General features: G+C 68.5%; 23 protein-coding genes. 12 read left to right on the forward strand and 11 right to left on the reverse strand.

Annotated features, from left to right (window positions below):
- The first annotated feature begins 30 nt into the window (after window positions 1–30).
- A complete protein-coding gene (locus tag ACFVAV_RS00865; RefSeq protein WP_379028165.1) occupies window positions 31–516 on the forward strand; it encodes a MarR family winged helix-turn-helix transcriptional regulator in 486 nt (161 codons plus the stop codon).
- Window positions 517–535: 19 nt separating this feature from the next.
- Window positions 536–859, forward strand: coding sequence for a hypothetical protein (locus ACFVAV_RS00870; RefSeq protein WP_379028167.1), 324 nt, complete (start codon window positions 536–538; stop codon window positions 857–859).
- Between the two features lie 5 nt (window positions 860–864).
- On the opposite strand, the gene ACFVAV_RS00875 is transcribed toward ACFVAV_RS00870, so the two are convergent.
- Both ACFVAV_RS00875 and ACFVAV_RS00880 read right to left on the reverse strand, forming a co-directional pair.
- Window positions 865–1,155: a hypothetical protein gene (locus ACFVAV_RS00875; protein ID WP_379028169.1), complete on the reverse strand. Its 291-nt coding sequence runs from the start codon at window positions 1,153–1,155 to the stop codon at window positions 865–867.
- A 257-nt stretch (window positions 1,156–1,412) separates the two neighbouring features.
- A complete protein-coding gene (locus ACFVAV_RS00880; protein WP_379028171.1) occupies window positions 1,413–2,408 on the reverse strand; it encodes a DoxX family protein in 996 nt (331 codons plus the stop codon).
- Window positions 2,409–2,553: 145 nt separating this feature from the next.
- On the opposite strand from ACFVAV_RS00880, the gene ACFVAV_RS00885 reads away from it, so the two are divergent.
- Window positions 2,554–3,165, forward strand: a complete 612-nt coding sequence (locus tag ACFVAV_RS00885) for a class I SAM-dependent DNA methyltransferase (protein ID WP_379028174.1) — start codon at window positions 2,554–2,556, stop codon at window positions 3,163–3,165.
- On the opposite strand, the gene ACFVAV_RS00890 is transcribed toward ACFVAV_RS00885, so the two are convergent.
- On the reverse strand, window positions 3,148–4,074 hold the full coding sequence (locus ACFVAV_RS00890; RefSeq protein ID WP_379028176.1) for an AraC family transcriptional regulator: 927 nt from the start codon (window positions 4,072–4,074) through the stop codon (window positions 3,148–3,150). The two genes, ACFVAV_RS00885 and ACFVAV_RS00890, sit on opposite strands and share 18 nt — an antisense overlap.
- Before the next feature lie 248 nt (window positions 4,075–4,322).
- On the opposite strand from ACFVAV_RS00890, the gene ACFVAV_RS00895 reads away from it, so the two are divergent.
- Window positions 4,323–4,817, forward strand: coding sequence for a MarR family winged helix-turn-helix transcriptional regulator (locus ACFVAV_RS00895; RefSeq protein ID WP_379028178.1), 495 nt, complete (start codon window positions 4,323–4,325; stop codon window positions 4,815–4,817).
- 97 nt (window positions 4,818–4,914) lie between these two features.
- Here ACFVAV_RS00895 and ACFVAV_RS00900 read toward each other — a convergent pair whose 3' ends face one another.
- On the reverse strand, window positions 4,915–5,502 hold the full coding sequence (locus tag ACFVAV_RS00900) for a TetR/AcrR family transcriptional regulator (RefSeq protein ID WP_379028180.1): 588 nt from the start codon (window positions 5,500–5,502) through the stop codon (window positions 4,915–4,917).
- Between the two features lie 81 nt (window positions 5,503–5,583).
- On the opposite strand from ACFVAV_RS00900, the gene ACFVAV_RS00905 reads away from it, so the two are divergent.
- Window positions 5,584–6,009, forward strand: coding sequence for a 4-oxalocrotonate tautomerase family protein (locus tag ACFVAV_RS00905; protein WP_379028182.1), 426 nt, complete (start codon window positions 5,584–5,586; stop codon window positions 6,007–6,009).
- Complete coding sequence (locus ACFVAV_RS00910) at window positions 6,009–7,142, forward strand: zinc-binding dehydrogenase (RefSeq protein ID WP_379028184.1); 1,134 nt, start codon at window positions 6,009–6,011, stop codon at window positions 7,140–7,142. The genes ACFVAV_RS00905 and ACFVAV_RS00910 overlap by 1 nt, the downstream gene beginning before the upstream one ends.
- Here ACFVAV_RS00910 and ACFVAV_RS00915 read toward each other — a convergent pair whose 3' ends face one another.
- Window positions 7,143–8,096 (reverse strand): alpha/beta fold hydrolase, encoded by a 954-nt coding sequence (locus tag ACFVAV_RS00915; RefSeq protein WP_379028186.1) that lies wholly within the window; start codon window positions 8,094–8,096, stop codon window positions 7,143–7,145. It abuts the gene before it with no gap.
- Window positions 8,097–8,277: 181 nt separating this feature from the next.
- Between ACFVAV_RS00915 and ACFVAV_RS00920 the strand changes: the two genes are divergently transcribed.
- The gene (locus tag ACFVAV_RS00920; RefSeq protein ID WP_379028188.1) at window positions 8,278–9,381 is read left to right on the forward strand and encodes an agmatine/peptidylarginine deiminase; all 1,104 of its coding nucleotides are present in this window, start codon (window positions 8,278–8,280) and stop codon (window positions 9,379–9,381) included.
- 51 nt (window positions 9,382–9,432) lie between these two features.
- The gene (locus ACFVAV_RS00925) at window positions 9,433–9,993 is read left to right on the forward strand and encodes a TetR/AcrR family transcriptional regulator (protein ID WP_379028190.1); all 561 of its coding nucleotides are present in this window, start codon (window positions 9,433–9,435) and stop codon (window positions 9,991–9,993) included.
- A gap of 25 nt (window positions 9,994–10,018) precedes the next feature.
- Here ACFVAV_RS00925 and ACFVAV_RS00930 read toward each other — a convergent pair whose 3' ends face one another.
- Window positions 10,019–10,873 carry a phytanoyl-CoA dioxygenase family protein gene (locus tag ACFVAV_RS00930; RefSeq protein WP_379028192.1) on the reverse strand — a complete coding sequence of 285 codons (855 nt, stop codon included), beginning with the start codon at window positions 10,871–10,873 and terminating at the stop codon, window positions 10,019–10,021.
- Between the two features lie 42 nt (window positions 10,874–10,915).
- On the opposite strand from ACFVAV_RS00930, the gene ACFVAV_RS00935 reads away from it, so the two are divergent.
- A complete protein-coding gene (locus ACFVAV_RS00935; protein WP_379028194.1) occupies window positions 10,916–11,494 on the forward strand; it encodes a TetR/AcrR family transcriptional regulator in 579 nt (192 codons plus the stop codon).
- Here ACFVAV_RS00935 and ACFVAV_RS00940 read toward each other — a convergent pair.
- The 4 genes from ACFVAV_RS00940 to ACFVAV_RS00955 all read right to left on the reverse strand — a co-directional run bounded on the left by ACFVAV_RS00940 (window position 11,474) and on the right by ACFVAV_RS00955 (window position 15,210).
- A complete protein-coding gene (locus tag ACFVAV_RS00940) occupies window positions 11,474–11,896 on the reverse strand; it encodes a hypothetical protein (protein WP_379028196.1) in 423 nt (140 codons plus the stop codon). The two genes, ACFVAV_RS00935 and ACFVAV_RS00940, sit on opposite strands and share 21 nt — an antisense overlap.
- Window positions 11,897–11,953: 57 nt before the next feature.
- Window positions 11,954–13,042, reverse strand: a complete 1,089-nt coding sequence (locus tag ACFVAV_RS00945; RefSeq protein ID WP_379028198.1) for a hypothetical protein — start codon at window positions 13,040–13,042, stop codon at window positions 11,954–11,956.
- 94 nt (window positions 13,043–13,136) lie between these two features.
- Complete coding sequence (ychF, locus tag ACFVAV_RS00950; RefSeq protein WP_379028200.1) at window positions 13,137–14,216, reverse strand: redox-regulated ATPase YchF; 1,080 nt, start codon at window positions 14,214–14,216, stop codon at window positions 13,137–13,139.
- Between the two features lie 130 nt (window positions 14,217–14,346).
- On the reverse strand, window positions 14,347–15,210 hold the full coding sequence (locus tag ACFVAV_RS00955) for a helix-turn-helix transcriptional regulator (protein WP_379028202.1): 864 nt from the start codon (window positions 15,208–15,210) through the stop codon (window positions 14,347–14,349).
- 139 nt (window positions 15,211–15,349) lie between these two features.
- Between ACFVAV_RS00955 and ACFVAV_RS00960 the strand changes: the two genes are divergently transcribed.
- A complete protein-coding gene (locus tag ACFVAV_RS00960; protein WP_379028204.1) occupies window positions 15,350–15,964 on the forward strand; it encodes a YbhB/YbcL family Raf kinase inhibitor-like protein in 615 nt (204 codons plus the stop codon).
- Between the two features lie 43 nt (window positions 15,965–16,007).
- Here the strand turns inward: ACFVAV_RS00960 and ACFVAV_RS00965 are convergent, their stop codons facing one another.
- Entirely contained in the window at window positions 16,008–16,919 is a 912-nt protein-coding gene (locus tag ACFVAV_RS00965; protein WP_379028206.1) for a zinc-binding alcohol dehydrogenase family protein, read from the reverse strand.
- 363 nt (window positions 16,920–17,282) lie between these two features.
- Between ACFVAV_RS00965 and ACFVAV_RS00970 the strand changes: the two genes are divergently transcribed.
- Window positions 17,283–18,125 carry a helix-turn-helix domain-containing protein gene (locus ACFVAV_RS00970; RefSeq protein ID WP_379028208.1) on the forward strand — a complete coding sequence of 281 codons (843 nt, stop codon included), beginning with the start codon at window positions 17,283–17,285 and terminating at the stop codon, window positions 18,123–18,125.
- Between the two features lie 4 nt (window positions 18,126–18,129).
- Window positions 18,130–18,540 carry a VOC family protein gene (locus ACFVAV_RS00975; RefSeq protein WP_379028210.1) on the forward strand — a complete coding sequence of 137 codons (411 nt, stop codon included), beginning with the start codon at window positions 18,130–18,132 and terminating at the stop codon, window positions 18,538–18,540.
- Window positions 18,541–18,603: the final 63 nt, after the last annotated feature.

Raw genomic sequence — 18,603 nt, forward strand, 5'->3', positions numbered from 1 at the left:
TCGCGGTGATCCACGCGACATAGTTGGCGTATGTCCGATTCCGGCCCTGTCGACGACACCCCGTTCACCCGCCTGGTGTTCGAGCTGAACCTGATTTCGCGCCACTCCCTCACCACGGCGCGCCGCCGACCCGGTTTCCTGCTCGACCGCTCCGCGTTCCTCATCCTCACCCGCTTGGAGCTGAGCGAACCGCTGAGCCTGCGCGAGCTGTCGGAGGCCTTCCAGCTCGACATCTCCACGATCAACCGCCAGGTCGGCGCGATGCTGAAGCAGGAATTGGTGGAGCGGGTGCCCGACCCCGACGGCGGCGTCGCCCGCAAGGTGCGCGCCACCGCCGACGGCCGGGCCGCGCTGGCCTCGGATCAGAAGCACCGCGCCGCGGGCATCGGCGCCGTCGTCGCCGACTGGGACGCCGACGATGTCACCGAGTTGAGCAGGCTCATGCGGAAGTTCAATCGCTCGGTGGAGCAGATCGAGGAGAACCCGTGGCCCAGACCTCCGCGCACGGAGAGCTGAGCGCGCTAAGCTCCGCCGCGTGGTCACTCAACGGTCTACCCGCCCGAGCTGGCTCGCCTGGGACAACTACTTCGTCGGCGTCGGCGGATTGGTCCTCGGCCTGTGCTTCGGCACCTGCGCCGCGCTGATCGCGGGCCCCGGCCGCAATCTCGCGGCGATCGTCCTCGTCGTCCTCGCCGCGCTCTGTGTGCTGCCCGCGCTGCTGCGCGCCGTCGGCGAACTCAGCGTGTGGGTCCGGCTGGCCGTGCTGATCATCGGCTTCGCACTGCTGCTCCCCGCGATCGCGCTCAGTCCCGATGTGCGGGACTGGGCGGCCGAGCGCTGGGAACGGGCCTGGAAGTAACTGTCCTACAGCTGGTTTCGCGGAACGGCGAGCAGCATCTGGATCGTCTTCTGGATGAACTGCGCCGACTGCCAGGTCAGGTAGGCACCGGCGGCACCCGCCGCGCCCGCCGCCGCCGAACCGCCGGCCGATCCCGAGGCCAGATCGGCGGATCCGGTGGCCGACCCGGTCGCCGAGCCGGAGCCGGGCAGCGCCGACGCGGGCGCCGCCGCGCCCAGCAGCCCGATCGTCACCGCGACGCCGACCAGGGCGGCTCGAACGGCATACGGCTTGGACGTTTCACGACCCGACAACATCAGATGAATCCCACTCTCCGAAATGCACTGCGAATATGCAGTATTCACGCCGAAACTACCCCCCGAGCCCGATTCGCGCGGATTGACCTCTTTGCGCTGTTCTCGCGGTGCATTTTTCGGCGACACGGCCCGACCCGTGTTCATTCTCCGTCGCGGCGAACGGATTCGACAGACCACGGATCTCGGGGCAGTCCTCGATCGTGGCGCCGGTATCGGTGCGGCGCTGATTGTGGCGGCCGGATCGGCGGCGTAGGGCGTCAGCGGGCGGAGATCCGGTGTTCCCTGGCGGCTTCCTCGAACCGCTCCGCCCTGTCCCGCACCACCTCGGCGGCCTGCGAGCCCCGCGTCCAGGCGACATCGAGCAGGTGCGCACTCCGCTCACGGGCGGCCTCGGCCAGCACGGGCCCACGCTCCTTGGCCACCTCGACCAGATGCGCACCCCGTTGCCGTGCCGCCACGGCCAACTCGGGCCCACGCTCCTTGGCGACCTCAGCCAGATGCACACCGCGTTCCTTCGCGACCTCGGCAAGCTCGGGACCACGCTCCTTGGCGACCTCAGCCAGATGCGCGCCCCGCTCACGCGCCGTCTCGGCAAGCTCCGGCCCACGCTCCTTCGCGACCTCGGCCCACTGCGCACCCCGTTCGCGGGCGGCTTCGGCAAGCTGCGGGCCGCGTTCGCGGGCTACGTCGGCCAGATGGGCGCCCTGCTCGCCTGTCACTTCGGCCAGGTGCGCGCCGCGGACCTTGGCCGCGCCGACGATGGCCGCGCTCTCGGCCGCGACGCCCGGTTCCCGGTGCGCCAGCGCCTGCCTGGCCCGCCAGCCCAGCGACGGCTTGCCCGCGGTGTCGGACGCCGTGATCAACAGACCGCCGAGCAGCCCGAGATCCTTGAGGAATCCCGCCCGCTTGGCCGCCCTCCGATCTGGATCCGACTCGGCCCAGAAGTCCTGCTCGGTGACCGTCCCCGGCACCACCGTCGCCGCCAGCACCAGCGCGGCGGGTCGTGGCGCCCGTCCGCTGGCCAGCAGCAGACCACCCGCGATCTGCACGGCGGCATTGATCTGCACGAAGCGGCTCGGATCGTCGGGCACTCGCGCGGCGAGCGAATCGGGCAGGTCGGCCCTGCCCTTGTCGGCCAGTGCGGTCGCCGCCGCGGCGCGCGGTTTCGGGTTCATCAACGCGGTGACGCCTCCGGCTACGAATGTCGTCGCCAGCAGCGTGCGAGCAACGCGGCGAACAGGCTTGATCGGCATCGTCGGATCCCTTCGTCCAAGACTGGGGAGTACGTACGGCTCCTCCCATTCGACTACCCGGGACCCACCGGCACAAACGATCCATCGGCTGGAGCATGCCCTGTCCAGTGACTGTCTCGACGCAGGGCGCACTACGGTCGACATCGTGTCCGACGCCACCGTCCGAACGGCCTACAGCGCGATCCACGAGCTGTACATCGACCTGTTCAGCAGACCCACCGACCTCGATCCCGACGACACCGCCTTCGTCCTGCGCCACCTCGCGGGCGCCGAGGGTCCGGTCCTCGATCTCGGGTGCGGTCCCGGCCATTTCACCCACGTCCTGCACGAGGCAGGCCTCGCCGCCACCGGAATCGACCTCGTCCCCGAGTTCGTCGCCCACGCGCGATCCCACTTCCCCGATGTGCCGTTCCGTGTCGATTCACTCCGCGCCGTCGACGCCCCGACCGCGACGGTCGGCGGCGTGCTCGCGTGGTATTCGCTGATCCACTTCGCACCCGCCGAATTACCCGACATCCTGGCGGAATTCAGCCGGATTCTCGCACCGGGCGGACGACTGGTGATCGGATTCTTCGACAGCGCCGAGAGCGTGGAAATGTTCCCGCACAAAGTGACGTCGGCCTATCGCTGGCCGGTCGACGACATGTCCGAACTGCTGCGGGCGGCCGGTTTCACCGAACTCGAACGGCAGCAACGCCCGCGCGTCGGCGAGGTCCGTCCGCACGCCATGCTCGCGAGCTCACGCGGTCATCGATAGTTCGGGCCGGGCGGGTAGCCGCACCGCGGTCGCCCTGACCACCCGGAATTCACCCGGCGTCATCCCCGTTTCGAGCTGGAAGGCACGGTAGAACTGCCGGACCGAGGCGAACCCACTGGCCTCGGCGATCCGGGCGACCGATCGCGCGCGGTCGCGCAGCAGCAGCTGGCGGGCATGCCGCACGCGCATCCTGCGCAGCATCGCCGCCGGGCTGGTGCCCAGCGATTCGAAGGCTCGATGCAGGGTCCGGCGCGAGACCAGGCAGCCGCGGGCGATGCCGTCGACGGTCAGTCGCGGATCGGTGAAGTGCCTGCGGAGGAACACCAGCACCTGGCCACGGGAGAGCACGCGCGCCGGCTTCGCGATCACCTGCGTCCGGGCGCAGATACCGACAACCGACCGGACCAGGTCCAGGCCGCCCGTGGCCAGGGTCGCGGCATGCTCGGGTTGCCGCAGGTCCGCGACGCCGGCGAAGAACCGGGCGATCACCTCACCCGCGCCCGTGGCGGGGATGTGCAGTGGGAGCGGCAATTCCGGGGTGTCGGCGAAGGCGTTCGGCGGCAGGCGCAGCACGACCTGCGCCCAGTCGCCGCGCATGGTCCACCGGAACGGCTCGCCCGCGCGGTAGACCACCAGATCACCCGGGCCCACCTGGACCGTCTGCCCGGACTGGTCCATCTCGGCGTATCCGTCGAGCTGAATGCTCACCAGCACGTCGTCTCGCTGCGCCTGGCTCGCGCCGGTGGCGCGCCGCAGCGTTTGCGGCCCCGCCCGCAACACCGCCAGATCGAAGCCGGTGAAGCGCTGGGATGCGATCCGCCCTACCGACCGCGCCGTGGCCCCGAACTCCACCCGGACCGGAACAACGGCCTGCGATACCCGCCGGACCCAGTCCTCTCCAGCACACATCTCAGATACCCCCTGACACAACATATTTCGCTTCCGGAACTCGATGTCGGCAACTAACCATCGTGAAATCACCTCTGCCGCAAAGATTTTCAGATGGCAGGGATGCGCACCAACCGAGCAGCGGGATTCCCGGCGAAGCGAATAGTGAAATCTTCAACTTTGAACCCGCCGACATCGCAGTTCGTAACGGCTGGAAATAGCCACAGCGTCATGGGTGTGATCGACATCAACGCGGTAACATCCGCTCCATGGTGGACGAGCGTGCCCGCTCGACGGACGAGAGCGACGACGAGCTGACACCACGGGAACGCCTGGCGTGGCGCACCTACCTTGCCGGAAAGTCCAATCTCGACGAGGTCGTGAACCGCCAATTGGAACAGGGCTACAACCTCAGCTTCCCCGAATTCCGGATTCTGCTCGCCCTGCACCGCACCACGCACCACGCCCTGCGCATGAGCACACTCGCCGACCGCGTCCATGTCTCCCGAAGCCAGCTCACCCACCTGGTCCGAGCCCTGGAATCCCGCGATCTGGTCCTGCGTCGCCCGGACCGGCACGATCGTCGCGGCGTCATCGCCCACCTCACCCCCACCGGCACCCACACGGTGGAAGCGGCTCTCCCCGGCCACGAGAAAATAGTCCGCGTCCACTTCGTCGAGCCCGTCACCGACAAAGCCCTCGACACCGTCGCCGACGCCTTCCAGCGCATCGCCAGAAATACCGCGACCGGCCCCGGGCGCTGATCTACAGAATTACCGAGCTATATCGCAAATGGCTGCGGGAAACCGATAATTCGAATGGTTGAAACGAATTCGGCCGGGTTCCGCGCCGTATTCACCGTCACTCGGTCGGCAGGTCCGCAACGACCGCACGAACGACGCTTTCCAGGGCGTCGGCGGTGCGGTCGAGCGGGAGGGTGCTGCGCTGGGCCCGGCACATGGCGACGGTGCCCTCGATCGCGGCGACGATCAGGGTCGCGGTCCGATCGGCCGCGTCGGCGGTCGCGCCGTGGTCGCGCAGGGATCCGGCGAGCAGGTCGGTCCAATGATCGAAGGCCTCGGCGGCGGCGCGCCGGGGTTCGTCGTCGTCGGCAGGCTGGTCCTCCACCGACACCGCCAGCACCGGGCAGCCGGCCTCGAAATCACTGTCCACCAGGATCTTTCGCCACATGCCGACGAAGGCGCGCAGGCCGTCGACCGGACCGGCGGGCAACTCGGTGGCCAGTTTGCGCACCGTCAGCGCATCCGCCAGACGAACAGCCTCGGCGGCCAGCTGCGATTTGCCGCCGGGGAAGTAGTGATAGGTCGAGCCGAGGGGCGCGCCGGAGTGCTTGGCCAGCTCTCGCACGCTTGTCGCGTTCAGGCCGCGACGCCGCAGCATATCGGCGGCACCGGCCACCAATCGATCGCGCGCATCCGACTGCGCCATCCAGCACCTCCCTTGACCATAACGACTGTCATAGCGTACCGTCCCCAACTTATAACAGTCGTTATAACGGAGGTGTTCCCCATGCCGATGATCCAGCTCACGCTGCCCGCGGACGTCCTGTCCGGCGAGGTCAGGCAGCAATTGCAGAAGGCGCTCGCCGCCACCCTGCTCACCTGGGAAGGCGCACCCGATACCGCCTTCTTCCGCGCTCAGGCCTGGTGCCTGATCCACGAGGTCCCTACGGGCGCCTTCGGCACCGCCGAGGACGACCTGCCGCGCTTCCGGGTCGACGCCACCGTCCCCGAGGGAGCGCTGTCCGACCGCCGTAAAGCGGGCCTGGTCAAGCAGGTGACCGACGACGTCCTCGCTGCCGCCGGACTCACCGAGGCCGACGCGCTGCGGGTGTGGGTCCTCATCCATGAACAGCCCGAGGGCACCTGGGGCGCCGGGGGCAACATCATCCGCTTCGCCGAACTGAAAGCGCTGGCGGCCGGAGAACGCGGGTAATGCGCGAGCTGCAACTCGTCCGCGCCCACCGTCTCGCCTGGCGCGAACGACCCGACCCGGTCTTGCAGGGGCCGTGCGACGCGATCGTCCGCCCGTTCGTCGCCGGGCGGTGCGACGGCGACACCCTGCCCATCCACCGGCACGTATCCCGCGCGATGCAGGTCGGCATGCGGGCCGGATTCATCGATCCGGTGGTCGCGAGCATCTGCGGGGACGTCCCGTTTCGGGGCCCGTTCGGCATCGGCCACGAATGCATCGCCGAAGTCGTCGCGGTCGGCGCCGATGTCACCGGCCTCACCCCTGGTGACGTCGTTGTCGTGCCGTGGGCGGTGTCGTGCGGTGAGTGCCCCGAATGCGCGCGCGGGCTCACCGCCAAATGCGCGACGACCCGGACCAGCACCCTGGCCGCGTTCGGATTCGGCCCGGCCTGCGGACCGTGGGGTGGCATGGTCGCCGACCTGCTGCGCATTCCCTACGCCGATCACATGCTGGTGCGGGTGCCCGACGGGGTGGACCCGCTGCGGGTCGCCGCCGCCAGTGACAATCTCACCGACGCGTGGCGCTGTGTCGTCGGCCCGCTCGCCGAGCGTCCCGGCGGGTCGGTGCTCGTCCTCGCCGGTGCGGCGCAGAGCATCGGGCTCTACGCGGCCGGGTTGGCGGTCGCGCACGGCGCCGAGGTTGTCGACTACGTCGACCACCGGCCCGAACGCCTCGCGATCGCCGAAAAGCTCGGCGCCCGAGCGCATCCGGTCGCCAAGGGCAAACTCCGCCGCGCCGACCTGCCGTCACGGAATTACGACATCGCCGTCGAAGGCACCTCCACCGCCGCGGGTGTCGACGCGGCCCTGCGCGCCCTGCGGCCGGGCGGGATCTGCACCCCGGTCGGGTACTATCTCGCGCCGGGCACCAAGGTGCCGCTGATGCACATGTACGCGAACGACGCGACACTGAAAATCGGTGTGTCCCATGTTCGTCCGCATCTTCCGGACCTGCTCGACTTCATCGCCGGGACCGGATTCCCCGCCGAGACGGTCACGACCATGCTGGCCGACTGGGACGACGCCCCCGACGCCTACCGCGCCCACACGACCAAGCTCGTCCTGCATCGGCCGCCACTGGGCGTCAGCGCCTAGTCAGGCGGCGAGCGCCAGGCTCCCGATCTCGACCTGCTCGCCGCTCGCCCGGCCGACCAGCCGGGCGATGGCCTCGGCGACCAGCCGGGGCCGTTCGAGGATCACCGAGTGGCCCGCGCCGCCGATCATCACGAAGTCCGCGTAGTCGACCGCGGCGGCCATGGCGACCGAATGCGACGGGGGTGTCATCAGGTCGGCGGAGCCGCACAGAACCAGGGTGGGGATCGCCGACAGCAGCGCCAGCGCATCGGTGCGGTCGAAGTCCTTGAAAGCGCTCAGGAAGCTCGCCATCGTCACGATCGATGTCGCGTTGTGCATCGCCTCGGCCAGCGCGAGCACCTGGGGGCTGACCTTGCGATCACCGAACTCGGCGGCGCGCACGACGGGGGCGAAAGCCTTGCAGGCCAGCACCTTCGCGTGCTGCATCAGGCGCGGTGCGCGCCGGACGGCCGCCTGGAAGACGGAGATGGACGGGTTGCGCAGCAGCCGTCCGAAACCGGCGTCGGCGAGGCCGCTCGCCGCGGTCGCAACGAGTCCGACACCGACGATGCGGGTGCCGACCTCGTGCCGGTATCGGCTGACGTAGGTCAGCACGGTCATGCCGCCCATCGAATGACCGACCAGCACGACCGGCCCGGTGGGCGCTACGGCGTCGATCACGTCGTGCAGGTCGTGGCCGAGCTGTTCGAGGTTGTAGGTCTGCCTGGACGCCGTGGCCGAGTCGCCGTGGCCGCGATGGTCGTAGCAGACGACTCGCGCGCCGGGGTAGTCACGCACAAGGGCGGCGCGCACGGCGGCCCACGACGCGGTGCGCAGGCAGTGCCCGTGCACGAGGACGATCGTCAGGTCCGCGTCGCTCCGCCCGTATTCGCGAACCGCGAGTCGCACCCCGTCACCGGTCGACACCGAGACACGACGCTGCGCCGGGTGGGCGTTGGTGCTGATGTTCGACATCGGAACCTCCGGTTGGCGTGCGGTGACAGGATCAACTCTGCGCCGGATCGGACGCCGCCGTCAGGGCCCAGAGTGCTGAGCCCGCTCCCCCGAAGGTGTGCGAAATCCCCACCAAGGTGCCACCTTGACTAAATTTTCAGTCAGGGTCTACCGTGGTCGATAGCTCGGAAGGAGCAGACAGATGCGACGACGCACATTCGTCCAGACCACGATGGCCGCGCTCAGCAGTGTGCTGTGGGCCGGTTGTGACGACACCAGCACACCGGTCGACGACGACGGAAGGACCTGGCTCATGCCCGAGGAGGGGCAGCCGCACAAGCGCACCTGGATGGCCTTCGCGGCCGATGAGCGGATCTGGGGCGCGGACCTGGTGCCCGAGGTGCAGCGCAATCTGGCCACCATCGCCACCACGATCGCCCGCTTCGAACCGGTCACCATGCTGGTGCGCGCCACGGAGATGGCGCAGGCCCAGCGCCTGATCGGCACCGCGAACGTGGAACTGATCCCCACCGACCTCGACGACCTGTGGATGCGCGACACCGGCCCGGTGTTCGTGCGCAGCGGAAACACCAAGGCCGGTGTCGATTTCAACTTCAACGGCTGGGGCGACAAGCAGGAGTATCGCGCCGACGCGAAGGTCGCGGAGTTCGTCACCGCCCGCGCCGGTGTCGAAACCCGGCACACCGACCTGGTGCTCGAAGGCGGCGCGCTCGAGGTCGACGGCGAGGGCACCGCGATCATCACCGAAAGCTGCGTGCTCAACAACAATCGCAACCCTGGGTGGAAGAAGCGCGACGTCGAGGAGGAACTCGACTACCTGCTCGGCATCAAGAAGGTGATCTGGCTACCCGGCATCGCAGGCCAGGACATCACCGACGGCCACACCGACTTCTACGCCCGCTTCACCGGCCCCGGCGTGGTCGTCGCCGGACTCGACAACGACCCGGACTCCTTCGACTACGACGTCACCCGGCGCCACCTCGACATCCTGCGCTCGGCCACCGACGTCCACGGCCGCCCCCTCCAGGTGGAGGTGCTGACCGGCCCGTCGACGGTGCGCGAGCGGTTCGAGAACGACGACTTCGCCGCGGGCTACATCAACTTCTACGTCTGCAACGGCGCCGTCATCGCCCCCGAGTTCGGCGACCCCGCCGCCGACAGCGCCACTGCGGCCACCCTCACGCGGCTGTTCCCCGGCCGCGACGTGGTGCAGATCAATATCGACGGCATCGCCGCAGGTGGCGGCGGTATCCACTGCACCACCCAGCAGGAACCCGTCGACTGAGCCACCCCGGCGGATTCGCCGCCGGACACCCGGCCCCTACTGTGAGGAACCGTGTCGGAACGCCGTACCCAGATCCTGGAAGCCGCCGTCCGCGTCATCGCCCAGGACGGCGTGCGCGGTCTGCGTGTCGAAAAACTCGCCACCGCGGCCGAAGTGTCGACGGCCCTCATCTACTACCACTTCAAGGACCGCGCGGGCATCCTGCACGCCGCCCTCGAACACATCAACCACCGCGCCCAGTCCTACACCGACACCCCGACCACCGACCCACGCACCCAGCTCGAACACATGCTCCTGCGCGAACTCCAGGACACCCCCGAAGTCCGCGAGACCAGCATCGCCTGGGGTGAGTTGCGCGCCAGTGCCGCCTTCAACCCCGACCTCCGCGAACCCTTGCGCACCACCACCGAAGCCTGGAACACCGACGTGGAATCCTTGATTCGCGAAGCCCAAGACCTCGGCACCGTCGCCGCGACAGTCGACGCCACGGCCACCGCCGAACGCCTCACAGCCCTGGTCGAAGGCCTCAGTGAACGCTGGCACAGCGGCTCCCTCGACCTTACCCGAGCCCGCCAACTTCTCACCGGCGCGATCGAACTCGAATTGGGTTAGGCCGATCCACCTCCGGCGCACCGGATTACAGCGCCTGGGCGCCGGGTTCCAGCAGCCGCTTCGGATGCATGCCGTCGACTTGACCGATGAAGGGCGGGTGGATGCTGTAGCCGAGCATGCGCCGAAGGTCTTCGGACACCCGGCGCGCGGTGTCCCGGGTGGTCGAGAGCGTGAACGCCTCCTGTGGGCGCAGCCACGGCTCACAGTATTGCGCGGTCACGGCCAAGCGCGGCCGATCGCTTCGGTTGGCGCCACCGCCGTGCCACAAGGTGCCGAGGAAGAACACACACGAACCCGCCGACATCACCACGGGCGCGCGATCGGATTCCGCGGGCAGCCGATCGCCCCACCGATGACTGCCCGCGATGATGTCGGTGGCGCCGTTGTCGGCGGTGAAGTCGTCGATCGCCCAGATCGTGGCCGCCCCGAGCGCGGCTCGCGGGCGCGGAATCGGGTAGAAGCCGTCGTCGGTGTGCAGCATCTGCGCCTGCTCACCGGGCAGGATGTTGATCACCTGCAGCATCGACAGCAGATAGTTCGGCAGGAACAGCCTATCGAGCAGCGCCAGCACTCGGGGATGGTCGGCGATGCGGTCACAGCTAGCCGTCTTGTTCAGCACGCTGTACACCCGCTGGGTGGTATGACCCTCGAAGTGATTGCGCCCGTGCCGATCCAGCAGCGGGCCCACGGATTCGCGGATGCCGTCCAGCTGGTCCGGCGTGAGCAGGTCCGGCAGGACGACATACCCGTCGCGCAGCACCGCGGCCAGGTCCGCCTCGGCGAGAGCCGGATCGATCGCCGTCCCACTGCTCACGGTCCGCCGGTACGTGCCGGCCAGATCGCCACCCAAATCCGTCAACGAGGACACTTCGCTGCTCACGGCGACTCCTTGAACATAACTGAGTTCTGTTATGTTTCGAATATGGCACGGGCCCCGATCGGACGTCAACAACTACTCACCGCCGCACGCGAGGAACTGGTCCGCGGCAACGGCGTACTGGAACTGAGCGCGCTCACCCGCAGGGCCAAGCTGAGCACCGGCGCGCTCTACCACCACTTCGGCTCGAAGAGCGGCCTCCTCGCCGCGATCTACGACGGCTTCTACGACGGCCTACGCCACGCCATCGCCGACGCCCACCTCCCCGCCGACGCCGACTGGGCCACCCGCGAACGCGAACGCACCCACCTCTTCGTCGCCTACCACTTCGCCGACCCCCTGGCCCCCATCCTGCTGACCCGCGCCGCCCTCGACCCCGACCTCGCCGAACTAGAAGCCGTCCACATCGAAACCATGAGCGCCATGGCCGCCGACAACATCCGCCACGGCCAATCCCTCGGCCAGCTCCCCACCACCCTCGACCCCGCCAGCGCAGGCGCCTACGTCATCGGCGGCCTACGCCACGGCATCGCCCAGCAACTGCGAGCGACACCCCCAGCCGACCAACAGCAAGCGGCCGACCGCCTCTGGCGCTTGACCGCCTCAGCCCTCGGAATCGCCTGACAGGTACTCGAATGCTTCTTCGCCTGGTCGCCAAGTCATCCAGCGACGATCTAAGAACCCGAACAACGACGCGATTTCCGGACCCTGGATCTCGCCAGGTTCGGGACGGAAAACCAAAGCCAGCGATTCGAACTCGATCCTGAGGCCACTCGCCGATTGTTCGAACGTGTGGACCACCCGCTGGCAGATCAGCCGCCTGAACGCATCTGAGTACCCGTCCATGCCGTTGCTCAGCGTCCGCCCCGACGCGAGGACGACGGGCCAGACGTCGCAGTTCAGTAGCGGCTGGTCGTCGATCTCGTCCGAATCGAACCGGAGCTGGACGTAGTCGATCACGAACTGCACCGAATACAGCCGGCATCCGACGAGCCGAGACAGCAAATCGTTGAAGGCGTACGGCATACCGCTACTGCTTCCGACCCTCGGCCTGCAGACCTACTTCAACTTCAAGCGAGCGGTTCAAAGCTCGGAGGTGCTGATCGAAGTCTCGAGCGCGTGCAGCGACACGTAGCGTTGTCTCTGAGTGAAGGCCGAGCCTCGACCGATGCCGTTGTGCGGCAGAGGATTGACGAGCCGACGATGGACTGGGTCGCCTGCACGTGTCAAAAGAAAGACCTGATAGGAGCCATCGATCCAACCCGCCGAACGAGATTCGTCGATCACACGAGCGATCTTGCGATCCATCGGATCCGCCGAGGCGCGCAACCGATCCGCGGATCCCGAGGACCAATCGACGTTGTCGCGCCGGTGCTGGATGCGCGGGATGTCGACCTGGATGTGAGAGTCAACGTAGAACGCAATACGTTCCACTGGCCGGAAGAAACGGCCCGGCTGACACACGTATGCATAGCTTCTCTGATACAACGGCCACGCATCCTTCGCCGCCACAACAGCGGTGTCGGAAACTGCGATCGGGCGCTGTGCGTACTGGTCCATTGCCGTGCTCACCTGCTGCAGCCACTTGGCCGCCGACACATCGATATACCCGGCGACCTCGAGGACTCGGCGGATCTCGAACGGGACGTCGACGTTCAGCAGGCTGTCGTGATGAGCCAGCCGGTTTCGAAACTTGCGAACGCCCTCGACTGCAGCCGCAAGTTGCTTGCGCTGTCCAGATGAGTTCGGGAAGGCGCGGTGCAGGCAGTCGCGCCAGAGTTGCTCGTACTTGCGACCGAGCAGACCCGACCAGAATCCGAAGCTGAGACCGGCAACGATCTGGTGTCGCGACTCACGATTCATCGGACGCAGGCGCGTCCGAACCGTCTCCACAGCGACTGACAGGTCAGCACCGTCTGGAATCGGCATCAGAAACCATGGAATCCCGATCGATGCCTCATCGAAGAACTTCCGGAGCTCCCGGTCCAGGGCGTTGCGTAGCAGCACCTCGAGATGCCCGACCACCTCGAACGAGACCGCAGCTGTTCGACTGGACCACGCGTAGAGCGCCAAAGCGGCATCGCGATCACCCTCGGCGACCCTGAGGAACGGGTCGAGCCTGTGCTCGGACAGCAGATCCCACACATCGGTCGCGACATAGTCCCCTGGCACCCGTAGATGCTATCCTGATCAGGAACGCCCCAGTGTCGCCTCTGAAGCAATTCATGCGCCTGGGGCTCCTTCAATTCACCTCAGGCGCAACGAATTACACGTTGAACCTGAACTCCACGACGTCGCCGTCGGCCATGACGTAGTCCTTGCCCTCCATGCGCACCTTGCCCGCCGCCTTGGCAGCCGCCATGGAGCCCGCGTCGACCAGGTCGTTGTAGGCGACGAGTTCGGCCTTGATGAAGCCGCGTTCGAAATCGGTGTGGATGACACCGGCGGCCTTGGGGGCGGTGTCGCCCTGGTGGATGGTCCAGGCTCGGGCTTCCTTGGGGCCTGCGGTGAGGTAGGTCTGCAGGCCGAGGGTGTGGAAGCCGGCGCGGGCCAGGGCGTGCAGGCCGGGTTCGGTCTGGCCGATGGACTCGAGGAGTTCGAGGGCGGACTCGTCGTCGAGTTCCAGGAGTTCGGCTTCGACCTTGGCGTCGAGGAAGACGGCGTCGGCGGGGGCTACGGCGGCCTTGAGTTCGGCGACTTTGGCCTCGTCGGTGAGGATCGACTCGTCGGCGTTGAAGACGTAGAGGAACGGCTTGATGGTGAGCAGCGAGAGCTCGCGCAGCAGTTCGCCGTCGATCTTCTTGCCCGCGGCGAACAGGGTGGTGCCCGCGTCGAGGAATTCCTGCGCGGTCTTGGCGGCGTCGAGCAGGGGCTTGCGGTCCTTCTTGACCTTGGCTTCCTTCTCGAGGCGCGGGATGGCCTTCTCGAGGGTCTGCAGGTCGGCCAGGATCAGCTCGGTCTCGATGACCTCGATGTCGGCGGCGGCGTCCACGCGACCGTCGACGTGCACCACGTCGTCGTCGGCGAACACGCGCACCACCTGGCAGATGGCGTCGGCCTCACGGATGTTGGCCAGGAACTTGTTGCCGAGGCCCGCGCCCTCGGAGGCGCCCTTCACGATGCCGGCGATGTCGACGAACGACACGACGGCGGGCACGATCTTCTCGGAACCGAAGATCTCGGCCAGCTTGTTCAGGCGCGGGTCCGGCAGCGGGACCACGCCGACGTTGGGCTCGATGGTCGCGAACGGGTAGTTCGCGGCCAGCACGTCGTTCTTGGTCAGCGCGTTGAACAGCGTCGACTTTCCGACGTTGGGCAGGCCGACGATTCCGAGGGTGAGGCTCACGAGGAGCAGATTCTACGCGGTGCGCACCGCGACCGGCCCACCGGAACCCGCCCCGGCTCCCCCGCGCGGGCACGACCTCGCCCAGGTCGGCGCTCCGTTCGTTCACCGCAGGCGCCTGGAAGTGGCGCCCTCACGCGGTGACGGCGCGCAGCCTGGTGGCGCCCAGACGATCCGCGCGGGCAATGACGAGGGTGTGCAGAGCGCGAGCCGCGGCGGGACCGACGGGAGTCACCACCACGAGCACCTGACCGGTACCGTCCGGTGCGGCCAGCATGTCGTAGGCGACGGGGATGTCCCCGACCTCCCGATGACGGATCACTTTGGTGCCGAAGCTGCGTTCCCGAACCGTGTGGTCGTCCCACCAGGCAGCGAATTCGACACTGCCGCATCGCAGTTCATCGACGAGGCGGTCCAGTTCATGGTCGTCGGGGTAGCGCGTGCGATTGCGCCGGAGGTGCCCGACGGTCTCGCGCGCGACCTGTTCCCAGTTCAATTGCAGGGCGCGGACTTCTGGATCCAGAAAGATCATGCGGGCACTGTTGGCCGCGGCGCCGGTACCGAAGCCGTCGCCGAACAGTGCCGCCGCGGCGTCGTTGCACGCGAGCACCTCGAAGCGGTGGTCCATGAGGTAGCCGGGCCACGGCAAGCTGTCCAGAATCAGGCGCAGCGACGCCCGTACCGGCCCCGGAGTGTGGGCGACGGGCGGCGCCTCGCCACGCGCGAGCAGGTGCAGGTGTGTTCGCTCGGCCTGCGCAAGCCCCAGTGCGTCCGCGAGCCCGTCCAGGACACCCGATCCAGGAGTCCCAGCCCGGCCCTGCTCCAACCGGATGTACCAGTCGACGCTGACCGCCGCCAGCTGCGCGACCTCCTGGCGTCGCAGGCCAGGAGTGCGACGACGGCTGGTCTCGGGCAGGCCGGCCGCTTGCGGACTCCTCCGTTCACGTGCGGCGCGCAGGAATGCACCCAGCTCGCTGCTCCGTTGCGCGGTACTCATGGGTTCGATCATCACCCGGCACCGAGTCGATCGCGAATCAGCGTGGCATCGGGCATACCAGGCTCGACACGATCTCCCCGCCGGCTCCTGACCGCGCGAACGTGGTCCGCGACAACACCACGTATCGAAGGAGCCGATCATGACCATCGCCCGCACCCTGGCGAGCATCGCACTGCCCGCCGTCGCGCTGTTCACGACCGCCTGCGGCAACGCGAACCCGCAGGCAGCACAAACGGCGGACGCGTCGGCGCCGACCGAGGTGCGGTCCTACATTCCGCCCGGGACCCCCACGTTCACCGTCACCAGTCCCGATCTGCCCGACGGCTCGGTCTTCCCCGCCGCAGGCTTCGCCGCGACGCTCGGCTGCACCGGCGCCGACCAGGCCCCCACTATCGCCTGGTCGGGCGCACCGCCGACGGCGAAAAGCTTCGCACTGACCATGTTCGACCCCGACGCCCCCACCGGCTCCGGCTTCTGGCACTGGTTGACCTGGGATATCCCGGCCACCACGTCCAGCGTGACGGACCCGGCACCGGTCGGCGCCGTCGCGGGCACCAACACCGCGGGCGTCACCGGCTATCTGGGCCCCTGCCCGCCGATCGGCGATCCGGACCACCACTACCGGGTCAGCGTCCTGGCCCTCGATACACCCAGTTTGGGTCTGCCGCCGACGACTCCGCCCGCGCTGGTCACCTTCACCATGCGAAACCACATCGTCGGCGAAGGTCATCTGACGGCCCTCGCCCGGCGATGACGGCCACCCGACCCCGCTCCCTGGCCGGAGCGGTTCGACACGATCAGGGAACCAGGACGACCTTGCCCAGGTTGGCGCGCTGCTCGATGACCGCGTGCGCGGCGGCGGCGTCGTCGAGGGCGAACTCGGCGTGCACGACGGGGTGCAGCAGGCCGGAGGCGTAGAACTGCCACACCTCCTGGCGCAGGTCCTCGTAGCGGGCGGGGTCGCGCTGGGCGAGGCGGCCGATGCGGAAACCGGACAGTGTCTTGCCGCCCGCCAGCAGGTCCTCGGTGTCGATGAGTCCGCCGCCGGTGCCGTAGGTGACGACCCGTCCGCCCTCGGCGAGTGCGCCGAGCGCGGCGCCCAGCCCGGCGCCGCCGACGCCGTCCAGGGCGAAATCGGCCTGCTTGGCGGCCTGCAACTGGTCGTAGGTGACGACCTCGTCGGCACCGAGTCCACGCACGAAATCGCCCTTGGCCTCGTCGGACACCGCGGCGACGACCCAGCCCGCACCGCGGACCCTGGCCAGCTGCACGGCCAGGTGGCCGACACCACCGGCGGCGGCGGTGATCAGGGCGGTCTCGCCCTCGCGCGGCGCCGCGGTGTCGAGCGCGCCGAGCGCGACCAGACCGCTGCGCATCAACGCGACCGCGTCGACCGCGGAGGCGCCGTCGGGAATCGCGGACGCCTGATCGGCGGGCAGCACGACGTATTCGGCGTAGGCGTCGGCGCACAGGCCGACGACGCGGTACCCGGGGGCGTATCCGTCCACACCGTCACCGACCGCGACGACCTCACCGGCCACCTCGGCCCGCAACTGCTGCGGGCCGCTGATCCGCCGGATCGCCGACAGGGTGACCCCGATCGCCTCGACCCGGACCAGCAGCTCACCGGGACCGGCCACCGGCACCTCGGCCGCGACGACCTCGAGCACCTCCGGACCACCGCTGCGCTCGTACCGAACTCGCCGCATGACACCTCCTGAGATTGGGCGAAGGCGCAACGGTAACCGGACGAGTGCGCGTAACCACAGCTCACGGACCTGTGAGTGCTAAATCTCACCGCCGCGCAACGGGCGCGGAGAGCACCTTCACAGGATGATTACCCGGCGCAGGCACCCCTGACGCGTGCGTCACGCCACACCGGCACCCGCCGATCGCCCGGCATCCGAGCTGCTGCCGGTCAGGTAGTCGGCGCCCCTCCGCGCCGTGGCGCCGATCCTGCTGCCCGCCGGCCCGGCGGTCGATGCTGTAGTCACCGCACACATGTGCTCCTGATCCTCGCCCCGCCCTCGAAGCCCTGGTCGCCGCGGCCGTCTCCGGCGTAGCGTGACCGTATGGAGGCGACCACGGAGGTGGTGACCGCGGCCCCCGCGCCGATCCTCGCGGCGTTCATCGATCGCTACATCGGTTACCGGCTCGCGGGATTCGAACCCGGCCTGCACCGGGGCCTGCCCTCACGGCACATGACCTTCATCGTCGCCATCGGCCCCACGATCGACGTCGTCGAGCAGACCGACCCGCACCAGGCTCCCGGCAACTACCGCTGCGTGCTGAGCGGCTTGCAGGCGACCCCGGCGATGATCGCGCACACCGGTTTCCAGGAAGGCGTCGCGATCGAGCTGACTCCGCTGGGCAGCCGGGTCCTGTTCGGGATGCCGGCGAGCGAACTGTGGGACGTGTCGATCGAATGCGCTGACGCGAGTGGACCGTTGGGCGATCAGCTCGCCGATGCCGTGCAGTCGCAACCGGATTGGCCGGGCCGCTTCGCCGCCTGCGATCGCGCGCTGACCGCGGCCGCGCGCTCCGAAGCCCTGGCAGGCCCCGAACTCACCTGGGCCTGGCGCACGCTGGTCGGCACCGGCGGCACCTGCGAGATCACGCCGCTGGCCGCACGGATCGGCTGGAGCCGCCAGCATCTGACGCGCAAGTTCACCGCCGAGTTCGGCGCGAGCCCGAAACTGGCGGCGCGGATCATCCGTTTCGAACGGGCGCGGCGGATGCTGGCGAACACACCGTCGTATGTCTCCATCGCCCAGGTCGCCGCCGCCTGCGGCTACTACGACCAGGCGCACCTGAACCGCGACTTCACCGAGCTCGCCGGCTGCGCCCCGACGACCTGGCTGGCCGAGGAGATTCCATCCGTCCAAGACCCGAACGCCCCCGCAGCGGAAGGCTGAAGACATGGACACCTCAACCAACACCCAGACCACCGTGTGGCCCTGCCTCGCCTTCGACGACGCTCGCGCCATGATCGAATTCCTCACCACCGCCTTCGGTTTCGAAGTCGCGGCGGTCTACGCCAGAGAAGACGACGCGTCGGTCGTCGAACACGGCGAACTGCGCTGGCCCGCGGGCGGGGGCATCATGTTCGGCTCCACCGGCCGCGACGACAGCCCTTTCGGCTCCCGCCCGGCCGGCGTCGCCTCGCTCTACCTGGTCACCGACGAACCCGATGCCCTGCACGACCGCGCGACCGCGGCGGGCGCCCGCATCATCCGCGGCCTGCGCGACGAGGACTACGGCTCCCGCGGTTTCAGCGCCGCCGACCCCGAAGGCAACCTCTGGAGCTTCGGAACCTACCGCGGCGAATGACCAGCTGAACAAAATTTCATCTTGGCCGCGACGGTGAGTGATCCTGTCCGGCGTGCTGGGCCG

Source organism: Nocardia sp. NPDC057663 (assembly GCF_042799895.1).
In the GTDB taxonomy this organism is placed as follows: Bacteria; Actinomycetota; Actinomycetes; order Mycobacteriales; family Mycobacteriaceae; genus Nocardia.

Coding starts and splice junctions, on each gene's coding strand:
- ACFVAV_RS00865 (WP_379028165.1), top strand. CDS start 31: ATGTCCGATTCCGGCCCTGTCGACGACACCCCGTTCACCCGCCTGGTG.
- ACFVAV_RS00875 (WP_379028169.1), bottom strand. CDS start 1,155: ATGTTGTCGGGTCGTGAAACGTCCAAGCCGTATGCCGTTCGAGCCGCC.
- ACFVAV_RS00880 (WP_379028171.1), bottom strand. CDS start 2,408: ATGCCGATCAAGCCTGTTCGCCGCGTTGCTCGCACGCTGCTGGCGACG.
- ACFVAV_RS00890 (WP_379028176.1), bottom strand. CDS start 4,074: ATGTGTGCTGGAGAGGACTGGGTCCGGCGGGTATCGCAGGCCGTTGTT.
- ACFVAV_RS00895 (WP_379028178.1), top strand. CDS start 4,323: ATGGTGGACGAGCGTGCCCGCTCGACGGACGAGAGCGACGACGAGCTG.
- ACFVAV_RS00900 (WP_379028180.1), bottom strand. CDS start 5,502: ATGGCGCAGTCGGATGCGCGCGATCGATTGGTGGCCGGTGCCGCCGAT.
- ACFVAV_RS00905 (WP_379028182.1), top strand. CDS start 5,584: ATGCCGATGATCCAGCTCACGCTGCCCGCGGACGTCCTGTCCGGCGAG.
- ACFVAV_RS00910 (WP_379028184.1), top strand. CDS start 6,009: ATGCGCGAGCTGCAACTCGTCCGCGCCCACCGTCTCGCCTGGCGCGAA.
- ACFVAV_RS00915 (WP_379028186.1), bottom strand. CDS start 8,096: ATGTCGAACATCAGCACCAACGCCCACCCGGCGCAGCGTCGTGTCTCG.
- ACFVAV_RS00920 (WP_379028188.1), top strand. CDS start 8,278: ATGCGACGACGCACATTCGTCCAGACCACGATGGCCGCGCTCAGCAGT.
- ACFVAV_RS00935 (WP_379028194.1), top strand. CDS start 10,916: ATGGCACGGGCCCCGATCGGACGTCAACAACTACTCACCGCCGCACGC.
- ACFVAV_RS00940 (WP_379028196.1), bottom strand. CDS start 11,896: ATGCCGTACGCCTTCAACGATTTGCTGTCTCGGCTCGTCGGATGCCGG.
- ACFVAV_RS00955 (WP_379028202.1), bottom strand. CDS start 15,210: ATGAGTACCGCGCAACGGAGCAGCGAGCTGGGTGCATTCCTGCGCGCC.
- ACFVAV_RS00960 (WP_379028204.1), top strand. CDS start 15,350: ATGACCATCGCCCGCACCCTGGCGAGCATCGCACTGCCCGCCGTCGCG.
- ACFVAV_RS00965 (WP_379028206.1), bottom strand. CDS start 16,919: ATGCGGCGAGTTCGGTACGAGCGCAGCGGTGGTCCGGAGGTGCTCGAG.
- ACFVAV_RS00970 (WP_379028208.1), top strand. CDS start 17,283: ATGGAGGCGACCACGGAGGTGGTGACCGCGGCCCCCGCGCCGATCCTC.
- ACFVAV_RS00975 (WP_379028210.1), top strand. CDS start 18,130: ATGGACACCTCAACCAACACCCAGACCACCGTGTGGCCCTGCCTCGCC.